This is a genomic window from Barnesiella sp. B2-R-119 (assembly GCF_023656675.1).
Taxonomy (GTDB): Bacteria; Bacteroidota; Bacteroidia; order Bacteroidales; family Barnesiellaceae; genus Barnesiella; species Barnesiella intestinihominis.
The window spans coordinates 16,337-33,885 of the sequence record NZ_JAMOKL010000005.1 but is presented as its reverse complement, the minus strand read 5'-3'; the positions used below and the strand labels follow the sequence as shown (position 1 = coordinate 33,885).

At 41.4% G+C, this 17,549-nt stretch carries 11 protein-coding genes; 6 read left to right on the top strand and 5 right to left on the bottom strand.

The features are described 5' to 3' along the window. Window positions 1-9 precede the first annotated feature (9 nt). The 6 genes from NBH06_RS10575 (at window position 10) to NBH06_RS10550 (ending at window position 7,221) form a co-directional block, all read left to right on the top strand. Window positions 10-1,011: a uroporphyrinogen decarboxylase family protein gene (locus NBH06_RS10575; protein ID WP_250794259.1), complete on the top strand. Its 1,002-nt coding sequence runs from the start codon at window positions 10-12 to the stop codon at window positions 1,009-1,011. A gap of 15 nt (window positions 1,012-1,026) precedes the next feature. Further along, the gene (locus NBH06_RS10570; protein WP_195331764.1) at window positions 1,027-2,073 is read left to right on the top strand and encodes a uroporphyrinogen decarboxylase family protein; all 1,047 of its coding nucleotides are present in this window, start codon (window positions 1,027-1,029) and stop codon (window positions 2,071-2,073) included. A 137-nt stretch (window positions 2,074-2,210) separates the two neighbouring features. After that, the gene (locus NBH06_RS10565) at window positions 2,211-4,901 is read left to right on the top strand and encodes a hypothetical protein (RefSeq protein WP_250794257.1); all 2,691 of its coding nucleotides are present in this window, start codon (window positions 2,211-2,213) and stop codon (window positions 4,899-4,901) included. Between the two features lie 13 nt (window positions 4,902-4,914). Next, window positions 4,915-5,553: a cobalamin B12-binding domain-containing protein gene (locus tag NBH06_RS10560; RefSeq protein ID WP_008861448.1), complete on the top strand. Its 639-nt coding sequence runs from the start codon at window positions 4,915-4,917 to the stop codon at window positions 5,551-5,553. Window positions 5,554-5,558: 5 nt separating this feature from the next. Next, window positions 5,559-6,260: a vitamin B12 dependent-methionine synthase activation domain-containing protein gene (locus NBH06_RS10555; RefSeq protein ID WP_046416061.1), complete on the top strand. Its 702-nt coding sequence runs from the start codon at window positions 5,559-5,561 to the stop codon at window positions 6,258-6,260. Continuing rightward, window positions 6,235-7,221 (top strand): uroporphyrinogen decarboxylase family protein, encoded by a 987-nt coding sequence (locus NBH06_RS10550; protein WP_250794254.1) that lies wholly within the window; start codon window positions 6,235-6,237, stop codon window positions 7,219-7,221. The genes NBH06_RS10555 and NBH06_RS10550 overlap by 26 nt, the downstream gene beginning before the upstream one ends. Before the next feature lie 133 nt (window positions 7,222-7,354). Here NBH06_RS10550 and NBH06_RS10545 read toward each other — a convergent pair whose 3' ends face one another. From NBH06_RS10545 to NBH06_RS10525, 5 genes are all read right to left on the bottom strand, one after another. Further along, window positions 7,355-9,346: a glycoside hydrolase gene (locus tag NBH06_RS10545; protein ID WP_250794252.1), complete on the bottom strand. Its 1,992-nt coding sequence runs from the start codon at window positions 9,344-9,346 to the stop codon at window positions 7,355-7,357. A 56-nt stretch (window positions 9,347-9,402) separates the two neighbouring features. After that, complete coding sequence (locus NBH06_RS10540) at window positions 9,403-11,010, bottom strand: RagB/SusD family nutrient uptake outer membrane protein (protein WP_008861452.1); 1,608 nt, start codon at window positions 11,008-11,010, stop codon at window positions 9,403-9,405. Window positions 11,011-11,022: 12 nt separating this feature from the next. Beyond that, window positions 11,023-14,163, bottom strand: a complete 3,141-nt coding sequence (locus tag NBH06_RS10535) for a SusC/RagA family TonB-linked outer membrane protein (RefSeq protein WP_250794251.1) — start codon at window positions 14,161-14,163, stop codon at window positions 11,023-11,025. A gap of 395 nt (window positions 14,164-14,558) precedes the next feature. After that, the gene (locus NBH06_RS10530; protein WP_250794249.1) at window positions 14,559-15,875 is read right to left on the bottom strand and encodes a hypothetical protein; all 1,317 of its coding nucleotides are present in this window, start codon (window positions 15,873-15,875) and stop codon (window positions 14,559-14,561) included. A gap of 33 nt (window positions 15,876-15,908) precedes the next feature. Further along, window positions 15,909-17,549, bottom strand: coding sequence for a sodium:solute symporter (locus NBH06_RS10525; protein WP_021891004.1), 1,641 nt, complete (start codon window positions 17,547-17,549; stop codon window positions 15,909-15,911).

Below are 17,549 nucleotides of genomic sequence, written 5' to 3'. Positions count from 1 at the left end.
CATTCCGCTATGATGACAGCCAAAGAAAATGTAATACGAACCCTTCGACATGACAATCCAGAATGGATTCCGGTAAACCTGTGGCAACTGCCCGCCGCAAAACTAAAATACGGACAAGCGCTTGACGACATCATCAATCGCTGCGAAATCGATATTCTCTCCGCTCCGTTCGACGACCCCACCGAAGACGCACGTCACTACCAAATCGGCAGTTATACCGATTGTTGGGGATCGACTTGGGTAAATCACCAAGCAGGTATTATCGGAGAAGTAAAAGAATATCCTTTTGCCGATTTCAATAAAGTTTGGAACTATGAAAGTCCCAAAAAATTATTTTTATCAGGCATCTCTGGATTTGAAAAGACAAAAGCATTCATCGACACTCATAAAGACAAATTTATCTTAGGCGGTTGGATTAGCTTGTTCGAACGTATGCAATACCTTCGTGGTACAGAAAGCCTTTTCATGGATACGTTGATTGAATCTCCGGAATATTTCAAACTAATGGAAATTGTCGAAGATTTTTATAACACCTACTTAGACGAATGGCTTAAATTAGAAGTCGACGGAATAATTTTCGGAGACGACTGGGGCTCACAACGCTCTTTATTAATCTCGCCTGAAACATGGAGAAAACAATATAAACCTTTATACAAACGGTTTTTTGACAAAGTCCATACTGCCGGTAAATTCGTTTTTATGCATAGCGACGGCTACATTTTGGAACTATACGACGACTTGATCGAGATAGGAGTAGATGCCATCAATAGTCAAGTGTGGTGCATGGGATTAGACAAAGTCGCCGAAAAATGCAACGGACGTATTACAAACTGGGGCGAAATATGTCGTCAGCACATACTCCCCGAAGGAAGTGTCGAAGATGTAATCGACGCCGTACACAAAATGAAAGAAGCTCTATGGGTAAATGGTGGCCTCATCGGGCAATTCGAAGCCGGACCCGATATGCCACTGGAAAATATCAAAGCCGGTTTAATCCATTGGAACGACTAAAAATTCTCTCAAAACATGGAACAGTTTCAGCCGAATGCAAACAACATTCTCGATGTCCTTTATAACAAAAAGCCAAAGTATCTCCCTCTATATGAACATCACATCGATATCGAATTTATAGAGAAATTTACAGGAGAAGAACTTATCGGTTACCGCGAAACAGAACCAGAATACTTTTTCAAAAAAGTAACGGAGTTTTGGAAAAATAATACCTACGATGCCTTTGACTTCGAAGCTCCAATCTGCGACGTTTTCCCGGAGCACGGTGCAATTATGGGAGGAAAATTAGGCCCCATTCAAACCCGATCAGATTTTGAGCGCTATCCCTTCGACGAAATACCCCATTTGTTTTGGGAAGCGAACAAACCCAAACTCGGCGCTATCAGAAAAGTCTTGCCAACAGGAATGAAAGCATATGGAGGATGCGGGTATGGCATTTTCGAATCTGCCCAAGATTTGGTAGGTTACGAGAATCTGTGTATCATGCAATACATAGATCCCGACTTGTTCCGCGACCTTTTTATTCGTATCGGTGACTTATACGTCGAATTATGGTCCAAAATGATACAAGAATACAGCGACATCTTCATTTTTTTCCGTATGGGCGACGACTTGGGACACCGCACATCGACCATGCTCGAACCGACAACCATCATTAACCACATACTTCCTCAAACCAAGCGTATAATAGACTTGGTACATCATGCAGAAAAAAAATTTCTTCTGCATAGTTGCGGTAACATATTCGAAATAATGCCCGACATCATAACTTTGGGAATTGACGCAAAGCATAGCAACGAAGACCAGATCGCTCCTTTCGACGAATGGATAAAACGATATAACGGTCAAATAGGACTTTTTGGAGGCTTCGATGTAAATCTGCTTTCGTTGGGAACCTATCAATCCGTATATGACGAAGTATTGAGAAAAGGCACAGAATACCGGCGCATTTGCAAGGGTTACGGATTAGGTTCGGGTAATTCCATCGCTTCTTATGTCTCTGTCGATGGATTCAGAGGAATGATCGATGCCGTCAAACAAATTCGAAGAAAAGAAAAATAACAAAAAGGATTTATCTATATCGCGGTTGGGAGCCATTATCCCAGTTCCTCCGACTCAAAATTTTAATTCATCACAACAAGATAAGTCACGCAAATATTTGAAGCACGCGTTTTCTAAATTATAACACTTTTGATAACATGAAACGAAAATTTATTTTACTTACCCTTGTAATTGCAACATTGATTGTCCCTGCGAATTTACAAGCATTCGAATCAACTGTTGAGGAAGAATTACAAACACCGTGGGAAGGTTTCGGGTACAATCAATGGGGATTCGCCCGCGAAAGCGACGGTAACACCTTTAAGCCGTGGTCCGATGATTTATGGAAAACCACGACAGAACGGATCCTTGCCATCAAACCTTCGTTAGTCCGCTTACCGGTAATCCGCGATTGGTTCAACAAAGATGATGATGGGAATAATCTGCCCATCGGAACTTATAATTGGGATAGCAAATACATGCAGGCCTATTTCAAAATTATGGACCTTTATAAGGAACACGATATTAAAGTTATGAGTGGTTTCTGGGGGGTCGGATATAACGGAGAGGATTATAAACAATTTTACACAACCGACGAATGTGCCCAACTGCAAGCCGACCTCATCGAGTATCTTTTTAAAACAAAAGGTTACGACAAAATCATTACCAGTTATGCGCCCTCGAACGAGCCTTTGGGAGTAGGTATCTCTTACGAAGATTGGAGTACCATGATAAAAAAACTTTACGCCGAATTGGAGAAACGTGGCTTACCCACAAATTTTCTGTCGGGAGCCGATTCATGGAGCGACTGGATATGGAAACCTGCACAATACAACGCAGATCAACTGTCAGCCTATGATTTCCATAACTACCTGAACGATACACCCGACGATACTTACAATCAATTATATAATCGCACCATTGAAACGACTTTTGCAAACTATCTTGCAAATGTCTATAAATACGACAATTCCAACAAACCCGTCCATGTATCGGAAATGGCTCCCATCGGAGTCCCTTTTATCGACTGGCCTGTTGCCGATGCTCCGGCTCATTGTCGAATCGACACCTACGAATATGCATTAGGTTTTTGGGACTACGGCATACAACTTGCCCGTTCGGGCATGGCATCGGGATTGGCTTGGGCTCTCGACGGGCTGGAACAGAATAAAAATGCCGGCATGTGGAACAATGCCGGAACTTATGGCGGTATGACTTTACGTCCCTGGTACTACACATGGCAACTGATGTGCCGTTACTTTCCCCGTGGAGCAAAAATTCTCAAAATGACCGAACTGGAAGGGCGCAAAGATATTCGTATACTCGGAGCCCGTATCGGCTCCGAAGATTACTCGTTTGTCGCAGTCAATCGACGTATGGATGCTCAAAGCAAAACACAATCCATTACCTTTAAGGTCGATTGTACCAAACCTCTTTACATTTATCGGTTCAACCGCAACAGTTGCGGAGATGGCGCTGCGTTGTCTCTTCCGTATGAAAAAATAACCGATCAAAATCTTTCTACCGGAATCACGGTGGAAGTTCCTATGGAAGAAGGTATATTCATCACTACCTTAGAACCGTTGGAGACAAATACGTCCGAAACACAGTCTACTCTAACCATCGACTTTGAATCGCAAGACGGGTATATGCTTCTCGGCGACTATAACAAAGGGATTAGAACCTACATAGGTTCTAATCCCCGCAAACGAGACCCTAATACCAGCGACAATGCCGGATACTCCGAAATTCTAATTAACGACGAATACAATCCCCGAGATTGTTTCAGTACTATATTTCCGCTCAATAAAATCCTAATCAGTGAAGATTTTCCACTGCTCAATATTCAGTTGTACAGAAGTAGACCGGCAAAAATCGCCATTGCCTTACATGTTCAAAATGAAGACAGGCTATTGGGTTACGAATTCGAAATTCCTCACAGAGAATGGAGGGAATTACAACTGAACCTAACGCCTCTAATCGGTAAAACACTGGATTACATCATCATATATCCTTATAGAGATTCAGCGACGACTTCCACTCTCGACACCGAATCTTTGATTTTTGACAACATCTTTCTATCCAATACAGAAAATTCCCCTATCGATTTACAAGAAATTACAACAAACAACGACCAACAATACCGACAAATTCTGGACATCGACTTCGAATATTTGAATTCTTTTGTAAAAGTTATTCCGGCCAATTCCTCCATAATGTCTTCCATTGCTTCGAATCCCAAAATACAAGAAAACAATCCCAGCGATAAAGCCTGCCAAATAAATATATTAACAAACGATGCCGATCAAGACTTGTCCGCACAATTAAATTTATATCCATTTGTACAAGTTCCCGAAAGTAACCACAACCTGTTCTTCTCATATTACCGCCCGACAGGACAATCCGAAATCAAGATAGTCGTCAATTTCCTTTCGGGAGAAAAAGCCGTCGGACACTTTTCCTGTAACGAAAAAAGAGAATGGTTTAGGTACGGTCTGAACTTGTCGAATCATGTCGGTCAAATCATTACAAGCATCGACATCTATCCCAATCTAAATTATTCAGACCGGCTGAACGTTCTCGACACTTCTTTCTTCGACAATTTTATATTTAGCGCCGAAGAAGTTTCGGGAATCGAATATGTAACAAACAACGACATCTCGGTAACCGCCGAAAACGGATATATTTATATTGAAGGCGTTAAAAGCATGCCTGTCTATCTTTTCTCTGTCGACGGTAAATTACTGCACTTTGCAGAAAACGTAAACGGGAGTTACTCCATTCCGGCAGAGAATGGAGTACATCTCATTAAAATAGGCAATACATCTTATAAAATAATCAACTTCTAATAATCCAGCGAAAATGGCAAAACTTTCAGATTTACATAATGCAATCGTAAAAGGGAATCTCGAACTGGCAGTCAGTACAACCCAAGAAGCGCTTCAAGAAAATATCGACCCGCAAACATTGATCAGCGATTATTTGATTAAAGGAATGGAAGAAATCGGGACTCAATTCGAAGCCGGAAAAGCCTATGTTCCCAACCTATTGATGAGTGCCCGGGCTATGAAAGGAGCTTTGGAACTTCTTAAACCTTACATGGAAAATGACAAAAATACAATCTCTCTCGGGAAAGTTGTCATTGGAACGGTTAAAGGCGATCTGCACGACATTGGGAAAAACCTCGTAAGCTCCATGTTGGAAGGCTGTGGATTCGAAGTGATTAATCTCGGTGTCGATGTTTCCGATGAAAAATTCGTCGAAGCCGCCAAAGAACACAAAGCGAACATTGTCTGCATGTCGGCACTTCTGACTACCACAATGGTTTATATGAAAGAAGTTATCAAAGCTTTTGAAAAAGCCGGAATCAGAAACGATGTCAAAATCATGATTGGAGGCGCTCCACTCAGTGAGAAATTTGCCGAAGAAATCGGAGCCGACGGATATAGCGACAATGCCAATGCCGCTGTAACTCTCGCCCGAAAATTATTGAACAAATAAGAGAAATGGAACATTCACTGCGGTTCGAAGAACTAAACTTGACAAAAGAAACCGTATATATAGAAATGGGGTATGGAGCAGTATCTCCCGACAAAAATGTTCGGGATTTAGTCGACAACCTGTTCCTCGTTGCAAACAACATAGTAAGACCTCGTTTTTACTTTCGAATGTTCGACGGGTATGTAAACAAGGATTGTATATGTTGTAATCAAAAAATATTTCACGTTAACCAGACTATCGCCACACTGTTGAAAAACTCCGAAAGATTCGTTTTTTTCGCTGCGACTGCCGGTATGGAATATCAAGATTTTCACAATAAACTATCGAATGCAGACGATGCATTGCTACTATTCATCTGGGATACCCTCGGTAGTTGTATTGCCGAAGCGACAGGAGACATTATGGAAAAGTTCGTGGAAACAGAATTGCCGGGAATACCCCATACTAACCGTTTTAGTCCGGGTTATTGCGGGTGGCATGTGAATGAACAGAAATTACTCTTCTCACTCTTACCCGATAATGTATGCGGAATCACTCTCAATAGCAGTGCCCTGATGTATCCTATAAAATCTATCAGCGGAGTGATAGGCTCTGGACTTCATGTCGATACCCGCAAATACGGTTGTCAATTCTGCGAACTGGACAACTGTTATAAGAAACGAATTAAAAAATCATTTAATCATGAAACTCAATCTCAATCGGAATAAACGATATGCTATTCCCATTATGACACACCCGGGAATCGAGCTCATCGAGAAAACTGTAAAAGCCGCCGTTACCGACGGCCAGACACATGCCGATGCCATTATCGCCTTGTCAGAAAATACTCCTTCCGATGCGGCGACAGTCATCATGGACCTTACCGTCGAAGCAGAAGCTTTCGGGGCAAAACTTCATTTCTCCGAAAACGACGTACCCAGTGTTGCCGAAAGGTTGCTTCACGACAGGAACGAAGTGGAAAATCTCCGCATTCCCGATACCGATACCGCCCGTATTCCCGAATATCTGAAAGCAAACAGACTTACGGCAGAACGAATCAATGACCGCCCGGTCTTTGCAGGTTGTATCGGACCTTATTCTTTGGCAGGTCGACTTTACGATATGTCAGAAATGATGATGGCTATTTACGTCGAACCCGATTTAGCAAAAATACTACTCTCAAAATGTTCAGAATTTATTCTCAAATACATTCGGGCTCTGAAAGAAACAGGAGTCGATGGTATCATCATGGCCGAGCCTGCCGCCGGGTTACTCAGCAACGACGATGCCACAATATTCTCGACTAATTATATAAAACCGATCGTCGAGGCCGTACAAGATGAAAACTTCCTTTTCGTATTGCACAACTGCGGAAACACAGGGCACTGTACGCAATCCATGATCGACTCAGGAGCAAGGGCTCTCCACTTCGGTAATCAATGCGACATCGTCTCCGCCCTTCAACAAGTACCGTCCGATCGCATTGTTATGGGGAATCTTGATCCGGTCGGCATTTTCAAATCGTCATCTCCGAAACAAGTCTACGACGAAACGGAGAGACTGCTGCATGCTACTACCGATTTCGACAACTTTATTATCTCAACGGGTTGCGATGTTCCTCCGGGTGTCACCCTTGAAAATATAAATGCATTTTATCGAGCTGTCGAGATTTTTCGTAACCGACATTAAAAGTAAACATCTGCACTTTTTACTTTGTATCCGATGAAAGACCGAACCTTTTCATTATAACAAAGTGATTGTAATAACAGAAAGAGGGCATACTCATTGTGAGTATGCCCTCTTTATATTCCGTACCAACATTTCACCGTTTTTCTATTTTCACTTCACGAATACGAGTATTGGAGAAATAACCGTTCGGCAGCATTTCAATCTTTAAATAATTGCAATTATCGAGTTCTGTTTTCGGTGTTATGGTCGAATGGACAAAACGCCAAACAGACATTTCGGGTCCGGTAAACGACAATTCGACCTCTCTCCACTCGCAATTATCCGGCGAGACGTACACTTTGAAACGGTCGGTTATGGTCTCCACTCCCGACACCTTGATTTCAAAATAATTAAACCCGTCGAACTTATAAGTTATATAAGCATGTTCTTCATTGGTCGAAGGGTGAATAGTTCCGCAATCTTCCAAAACTTTGAAGAACTGGAAATCGGGAGCAGCAGTGTTACATTCGTCATAGAATTTAGGAAAACCGTTTAATCCCAAATTGTCGGAATGATCATACATACGTTGGACACCCTCCATCGGATCCATCATATATTTATCATTTTTTACAATCTCCGGTTTGCTACCTCCAATCGTAGTCAACAGAACAAAACCTTTCGCGGGAAAATCGATAACTATTCCCTTTTGAAGATCGACATCTTTCAAGACTTCTTTCACAACTGGAAAGCCTGCTGTATCGACCGGATAATCGTCCTCGAAATACACATATTTATTGATTATCGGATCGTTCACAACGGTAGGAATCTGTACAGTTACACGCTGCGCAAAATCGGCTGTATTTGTAATCGCAAATGTCAAATCTCCTGTCGGAGTCAATGCGGCCACACCATTCAAATTCTGAGTCCTATAAGAATTGGAATACAAAATTTTCGACCCTTTCGGGATATTACGCGACATCAACGACCACGTATAGAACCACGGACGTATATTCGCTTCTTCCGGTTTATTTTTCTGTTCTGCAATCGAATTCCAAAATCCCCAACGTTTCTGTTCATCGAGGTCGTCCTTGTAATGCATGGCATCATCCATACCCCATGCCGCAGCAGCCGACCAGCCGGAGCGCAAAGTTTGAATCAAGGCATCGGCAACGAACGTTCCATACCACCACTGGTGAATCAACGTATGCTGGTCAAACACCTCATTATGTCCGTCACGAATACCCATTTCGCCCCAAATATTCACTTTGCTGCTGTCCTGCATTTGTGTAAAGAAACGAAACATTCGTGTCTCATCTTCCACACGATTCGTAAAAGTCCAATCTTTATTGATATACCAATGATAATCGATGACAGGAACCACACTATCCAATTCGGTCAATGTCTTATTGAACCAAACATCAGTCCCCCAATAACCTCCGTCCGGTCCCACGATCTCAATATCATTCAATCCCCGTTTATCCAGTTCCGAGCGTAGATTAAGAATGGATTTCTTCCATTTTTCCCATGAATAACCGTTTCGAGGATCATTGGCCACCAAATTTACTTCATTCCCCAAGTTAAATTGCTTGATACAAGTCATACCCTTCTCTTTAACCAAATATTCAACCAATTCAGCTACTTGAACGGCATATCGGGAATCGTCCAATTCTATCGTATACTTAGGCATATCGACGGGGACAGCCTGTTTCCAATTCGGATTCATCGGCTTCCACCACTCTCCAAGCAACACATCGATGTCGTTATCCTTACAAAATTGAAGCTGACGATACAAGTCGTTCATGAATCGACGAGAATTAGCATACCAACGGGCATCGACTTTCGTCGAATCCATGTCCCAAAGCAATATAGGGTCGTTCCCGTCATAACCGAAACAGTAGAAATAGGGCATTATGCAACAACGAATATACCCCAGTTTCATAAATTCGACTCGTCTAAACAAACGATCCCATTGCTCCTCCGTCATCGAATCCCGGTCATTGGGTTCCCATTGCATCGCCCCTCCATAATAGTTTTCCTGCAACACAAAATCGGTATCCACAACTATCGGATTCTGAACCTCCTGTTGTTCTGTCTTGCAACCGGACAATCCGAACAAGAGTAAAATCAAATATATCAATCTTTTCATATACAATCATCTACTTTCTTAATTATCAAATATTTACTACACCTAAAAAAGACGATTTAATATCCGGGATTTTGAACCAATGCACCTCGGCTTAAATCTATATCATTTTGAGGAATGGGGAAAAGTTCTCTTTCCTTTGTATAATAACGTCCCTTATCGACATCTTCTGTCGCATAGCCGTTACTATATACAGCCGTCATAATTTCTCCATAACGTTCTTGTTGCATCAAATCCATACGGCGGATTCCCTCACAAGCGAACTCAAAGCGACGCTCGTTCCAAATAGCCAATCGCACTTCCGCCACATTATCGGAAGTTATGTCCGGTAACGATGTCGGCTTTGTGTCGGGCACATACTTTTGAATGACTCGTTTCGCATCCAACGGACTGGATTCGCGAGCTCGTTTTCTCACTTGATTCAAATACTTTCTAGCACCCACGATATCACCTTTTTCCAAACAAGCCTCGGCATACATCAACAAAACATCGGCATAACGAATGACATAAACTGTCATTTCTACATCTTGTGGATAGACCGGAGACGCCGCATTTAAAGTCTCGCTCATGGGGACAAAATGTTTACGGTCAAAGAAACGACTGGGATAATTCGCATCTCCTGTCACAAAATCATTCCCGACGAATTGGTCGCCTTGACGAACAAATGTCCAAGTAATTCGCGGATCCTCCGGGTCAAAAGCATCCAACAAATGTTGAGTCGGTAAATGAAACCCATAACCGCCATCGCTACTGGGAATAAACCAAACTCCGTTCCACCCCGTCGATTCATCCCAATTCTTTCCATTGGTGACATATTGTATCTCAAAAATCGACTCTCTCAAATTGGAATTTGGGTTCAACCATTGAGTCGCAAAATCTGGATCCAATTCATATTCTCCTTTTTGCTCGCCTTCAACCAGAACATAGAGCATTTTATAAACATTCTCAAAATCACGATTATACCAGTATGTCCTACCCAACATGGCATAAGCCGCGCCGCTCGTAACGCGCCCGGTGTCTTCCTCGGAATACTCGCTCCGTTTCGGCAAAGCCGTAGCCGCAGTAAAATCGGCTATAACCTGTTCCCAAATCTGGGCTACCGGTGTCCGGGGTTTATATATATCCGCAGGCTGTTCGGCATGCAAAAACAAAGGAACATCACCCCACAAATAAGCCAGATTAAAATACCACACGCCTCGTAACCAACGAGCCTCATTTTCATAACGCGTAAGCAATGTCTTATCGTCTTCCGTTAAATCAGTATTCTCCAAACGAAATATTTCGCTCTTGTCCAACAATGTATTTATTTGGTAAATAGCTCTATACGCCATGTTCCAAAACTGGCTCACTTTACTGTTCGTCGTAAATATATTGAATGTTTCCAACTGATAAATATTCCTCTTATCGGTAAGGCCACTGCCACCCTTCTCGCAATCATCGGATGCACAATCGTTGATAAACATCAACTCCAAGCTCATATCGTTCCAACTATCCTTCATATAGAAATAGCAGGCCGTCAATGCTTGATTGATCTCTTCGAGATTATTGTAAAATTCCGTGTCTTCTCGACCTCCGTACATAGTCGTATCCAAATCCTCATCTGTACATGAAGGAAGAAGGAACAACGAGCCTAACAATATATATAGTATTCTCCACCTTAGTTTCATAACTGTAATCGTTTAAAATTGAACATTGACCCCTACTGTAAATGTGCGAGGATTAGGATACCCCAAATTCTCTATACCCATATTCAAAGCATTGCCATTTGGGACTTCCGGGTCCATATATTTGAATTTTGTAAATGTAAACAGATTTTCTCCGCTCACATATAATCGCAAAGAACTAAACACCTTCGTAGCTTCGACTATTTTCTTCGGGAATGTATAGCCAATCTGTACAGTTTTTATTTTACAGAAGCTACCGTTCTGCACATACCATGACGAATTTCTATAATTATCATTATCATCTTTTCTGGTAATTCCGAATACATCGGTTTTATCACCGGGATTCCGCCACGCATCTGTGTAAGTTTCGGCTAATAAATTCGTTATACTCGTCTGCCTGAGAAGAGCTTTTGTCCCTACCCAAATATCATTACCGGCAACACCTTGAAAATAAAGAGCAAAATCGATTCCTTTATATCCCAATTCGATATTTCCTCCATAAATCACATCAGGGTTGGGGTTTCCTATATAATCCCGGTCATTGCTATCCAGCGTATTATCGCCATTAAGATTCTTGAAACGAGCATCGCCGGGTTCTGCAAGAGGTTGAAGCAAAGTCTTCCCATCGGCTCCTACATGGGCGAGAACCTCTTCTTTCGACTGGAAAATGCCATCACAAACATATCCATAAAAGCGTCCGAACTCTTCTCCGATTTCGTTCTTCGAGACAGTACCCCAAATCGGATCGTTCGTTCCGGTTTCAACCAATTTATTTTTTTGGAAAGTAAAGTTTGCGCTCACAGAATAACGGAAGTCGCCGACCTTCCCTTGATACCCGATCAAAAATTCCAAACCCCGGTTTTCTACGGAACCGGCATTCACCCACGGGGTTGTAGGATAACCGGCCATTCCCGGTAACGGATTCTGCATTAACATATCCCGTGTCGTCTTAATGTAAGCATCAGCCGACAATGTCAATGAGTTTTTAAAGAAGCCCAAGTCGACTCCTATATTGCCTTGCTCCACTGTTTCCCACTTAATATCTTTATTTCCCTTAGATGTAGAGGCATAAGCCTTCAACAGATTCAAACCGCTGTTAAACCCATACACCCATGTATCATAAGTAGAAACGACATCGGCATAAGCGAACGAAGGAATGTTTTGATTCCCGATTTGGCCCCAACCACCACGCAGCTTAACCGCACTCAATACATTCTGATTCCAATCTTTATAAAACTCCTCCTGATCTATACGCCAACCCAAAGAAAAAGATGGAAATGTCCCCCAACGGTTACCCGGTGCAAATTTCGAGGAACCGTCGGCTCTGACACTGACAGTCGCCAAATAGCGGTCTGCATAGTTGTAATTTATACGCCCAAGATAAGAAATCAAATAGTTTTCATAACGGCTACCCGTAGAAGTTCCCTCTTTCGTCCCGGCTCCCACGATTTGGAAAGCATCGGAATTGCTCGGCGTATTCAACCGCTCTGCCGTAAAAGAACGACCGGTATAGGCTTCCCACGTGAAACCTGCCACCGCCGAAATAGAATGTTTTCCAAATTGATTATTATAACTCAACGTATTTTGAAATGTATAATTCAGTTCCGTAGAACTCGTATTGGCGACACTGTTTTCCAACAAAAATTTACTCTCCACGTTCGTACACATATTATATGGAGTATCATTCGGCCTCAAATCAAAAAACGGGTTAAACTTGGTATAGGTATATTCCGGTAACTCAAAACCCAACATAGTCTTAAAGTCCAGACCCTTTAATCCCAAATTGATATTTAAGTAGGCCGTACCGTCGATATTACGATTCAAATGCTCTTTTTTCTGTCGGTTCAATTTTGCAACAGGATTCGAATAATAGCTGTATTGAGATCCCATATATTTATTAAATTCATAATTAGGATCCTGCTTATCTGCATTTTTGGCATAAATCGGTGAAAACGGATCCGGTAACAATATTTCATTAATCGGAGTGTTCAAATCATGACTTTTGACATAGGCTGCACCTAAGGTCTGACCGATCGTTATCCATTTATTAAACTTATATTCGTTGTTCACACGCAATGTAATACGTTCATAATCCGATGTCATTACAATACCCTCTTGATTCAAATAACCTATGCTGAAATGGCTGGTCAATTTATCCGTACCACCACTGACCGATAAGTTATAGCTGTGTTTAAACGCTGTTTGAGTGGTTTCATTCCACCAATCGGTATCATAGACATTTATATCCGTCGGTTCGCCATATTCGTCGACAGGGCCCAAGCCTTCTCCATCGAGATGATAAAGTCGGGTAATATTTCTAGGCATCCGCATTCCGTCATTCTCATACGCCTCTTCCAAAAAGCTATACAACTGATCGCTATTCATCATATGCACTCGATTAATTGCATTTGACCAACCGAATGACGCATCAAACGTGATACTGGTTTTACCGGATTTACCTTTCTTCGTAGTAATTAAAATAACACCATTGGCTCCACGAGAACCGTAAATGGCAGTGGCCGAAGCATCTTTCAATACCTCAATATTTTCAATATCAATAGGATTAATAGTATTCACACTGCTCTCTTCCATAGGTTGCCCGTCCACGACATACAACGGGGTTAAATCGGTTGAAATAGAACCATAACCACGAATACGAATCGTAGCTCCTGCCCCCGGAGTTCCGGAATTGGACGTAACATAAACTCCCGGAGCTTTACCTTGTAGAGACTGGGTAATATTCGTGTCGCCTGTTTTTACGATATCTTCTCCCTTTACAGAAGAGAGAGAACCGGTTAAATCGCTTTTTTTCTGTGTACCGTACCCGATAACTACAACATCATCTAAGATAACTTGATTTTCCGACATCGTAACCGACATCGTTTTACCATTCACAGTCACCACTTTGGTGTCATAACCGATATAACGAAATTCCAGACTTTGTCCGTCCTCTGCCTTTACAGAAAAACGTCCATCTGCATCGGTCATCGTTCCTATATTTGTCCCTTTGACAAAGACGCTCACTCCCACGAGTGGTTCTTGTCCCGAATTAAAAACACTACCGGAAACAATACCACTGTTATTTTGACCCGATATTTCCAAAGGAGATATCGACAATATCAAAATAACAGATAAAAATTGCCATAATTTCATCATTCCTTGATTTTAAATTTATATGGGGATAAAGGCATCTTGAATTCTTTAATATCCCACACCCGAAAACAATATAATAACTTTAATATGCCAAATTCTTCAAGACTGTATCACCGACTTTACAAGCTACAAAACAGCATATCTGCCAGCCTCTCCAAGAAAATTCATCGACATTATCCTCTAATTTTCATGGTTTTAAAACATCGACTACAAGTAATGTCGAATATACAGATATTATCCAAACAAACAGTATCTATCACATAGTACCATTTATTCTCATTCCATAAAAATAAAATAGCCTATAACTCCCTCCAAGCCAAAAACTACCGCCGATTTTTATATTATCTTAAAGGAAAGGTGTACCAAAAAGAATTTTTTGGTACACCTTTCAAAATTCATCAATAGACTACAATTTTAGACGTAGTATCGCCGATCTTTACCAAATAAATACCCCGTTCGATATCTATTTGCAAAAACCCATTCAACGCATATTTTCCTATTTCCATTCCAGAAACCGAATATACACTCATTTCACCGGCTTCGCCTTCCACATAGAGTGCACCTTTACCACCCCAGACTTTCGATGTCGAAACGACATTATCGGCTATGCCAGAAGATGTAGCGACATCGGAGATATAGATATTATCGAGGTATGTAGTTTCTGCTACCGAAACATTGTCGGTTCCGAATTTTTCATTCGGAGAGAAATAGAATTGCTTGAAAGTAGACCCAATATATTCTTCTAAATCGATCACTACTTCCTGCCAATTTTCCGATCCGGTAAATGGAATTTCTTGATTCTTATATGAACATGTACCACCCCAAGTTTCCATTCCGAATACAGAATTCTCATTTCTCAAAATACTGAAATGCAAATAACGACCGTCGGTCTCGGTAATCTCGGTCAATTGCTCTTCTTCGCCAGACAACAAACCGATGGCTACGCCAAACCAGTCGGCGTTGTCCCACCCCCAATTCGGGTCGGTCGGGTCTTGTACAATTTTCAACACCTTGTCGCTACCATTGACCGCATCTTTTTTAGGATTATCTACCACTTCGATCGTAGAAGAGGCATTTTGGGAACCAGCCATATCGATGCTATAATTCTCGGTTTCAAAGTCGACAGAAAACTCGGTCGGCACAATCATTAAATAAGGAGGTTTGACATATTCATACGAGTCTCCGCCTTCATAAAAAATTTCTGTACGACGATAGCACGGAATCCAGTTAGCCACTTCTTCATTGGCAACCATCGTCACTTTAATCTCTTTTACTCCCTCTGGCAAAGCGCCCTGATACCAAACATCGATCCAATAGTTATTTCCTAAAACTGCATCATAAGATTTTTCAACCTTCATGTCGGGGACCTCTTGATAATTCAGCTCATCGGTTGAATACTCGATTTTAATAAACTGGTCGAAATCCATACGATCATTGGGGACCAGCACATTGACTATGAATCCGGTTAAATTTTTATTTCCCCAAATATCTCTATTAAATATAAATGCAGTAGGAGTAGAAGCCGATGACTTTTGTACATAACTACCATCTCCATAATAGGCATCCGCTGCATCATTGAACAAAGCACTACCACCTTCGATATAACAATCACGCTCCACATCGGCCTGTGTCATTTCATTCACATAGGTCTGCGCATTAACACTCACTGATGCTAATACCATTCCCACAGCAACTAAATTGAAAATTTTTTTCATGATAATTTATTTTTTACGGGTTAATAATTTTTCTTAAAAAAACCACCAATACTCTAATAATGCAATTATAATCAAAGCAATACTGATGTATCTAAAATTTTTATACCAGGGAACTGTTTTCAATTCCCTCGTATCGTCTTGCCAAACGGATTTATTCCATGTATAAGTTTCGACATCGGTCTCTTTATTCCTATCGCACTTGCTCACGATAATATTCACAAGAACACTCAAAATCAACAAAATGGGAACCCACAACAAAAAGTGAAACGGTACGACGCCTCCGAATCCGAATTTATAAGTCATGATTAATGCCGACATAGCCAATCCCGACATTAAACCGGCAAATGCACCATTGCGAGTAGAACCCTTCCAAAACAGGCCGACTAAAAACGTCCCGACAATTGGAGGAGCCAGATAAGAAGAGAACTCTTGATAATAGGCGACTAACGATGCAAACTTACCGATCAACGGGGCCCACAATACAGCTACGACCAAAGCAATAAAAGAAGTCCACTGACCTACGCGCACCAAATGCCGGGGGCTGGATTCCGGTCTCCACGACTTATAAAAGTCCATTGTAAACAAAGTAGATACAGAGCTTAATGTCGCACTCAGAGTCGATGTCAGAGCAGAAACCATACAGGCAATCATCACACCAATCAAACCGACAGGCAACAACTTCAAAATCAATCGAGGATATACTTCATTCGTATCGATTCCATATTGTGCCCGCAATGTATTTCCATCTATAATTTCATTGGGCAACGTATCTCCCACACCGAACAAATCGATCATTCTGCCCACCATTCCCGGAGCTATGAAAATAAACAAAGTAAACACGTACAAAAAAGCCACGAATAAAAAGCCCAATCGACCCTCATTGACAGTTTTGGCCGACATAACTCGCTGTACTATGACTTGATTATTTCCCCAAAAATAAAATCCCAAAATAGGAATAGACAAAAAAATGGAAAACCAGGGAACCGTAGTATCCGAATTCGGACGAATCAAATTTAACCAAACTCCATCATGGAAATGTTCTACAAAATTTTCCCAGCCTCCGACCGAATTAAAACAAAATATCGACAGCAACACCGACCCTGCAATCAATATTATGGATTGTATCATATCGGCATTGATGGCAGAAGACAATCCCCCTATAATTGTATAAGTACCCGCCATCAAAGCCATTCCTATAATAATCCACATCATATCTATCTCGGGAAAAATAATTTTCAGAATCAAAGCCCCTGTATACAAAGCAGCTCCGGCATCCAAAAACACATTGCCGATAATAGTGATGAACGAAAAATACTTCCGCGAACGATTATCAAAACGCCTTCCCAAATACTCGGGTATCGTATATATACCCGATTTAATATAAAACGGAAGGAAGAATAACGACACAAAAATTATTACGAATATAGCCCCGACATTATAATTAAATACCGCAATACCACTTATAAAACCCTCGCCAGAGTGTCCCATAAGTGTCGAGCTGCTCACACTAGCGGCAAACAAAGAGGACCCAACAACAAACCAATTTTGAGATTTTCCGGCTAAAAAATACTCACTGGCATTTTCATTCTTCCTGTTTTTAAGAGCCCACCAAATGATTCCCACTACAAAAAGAAGTATGACAACTATATCGATATTTGATATATTCAGTTCCAT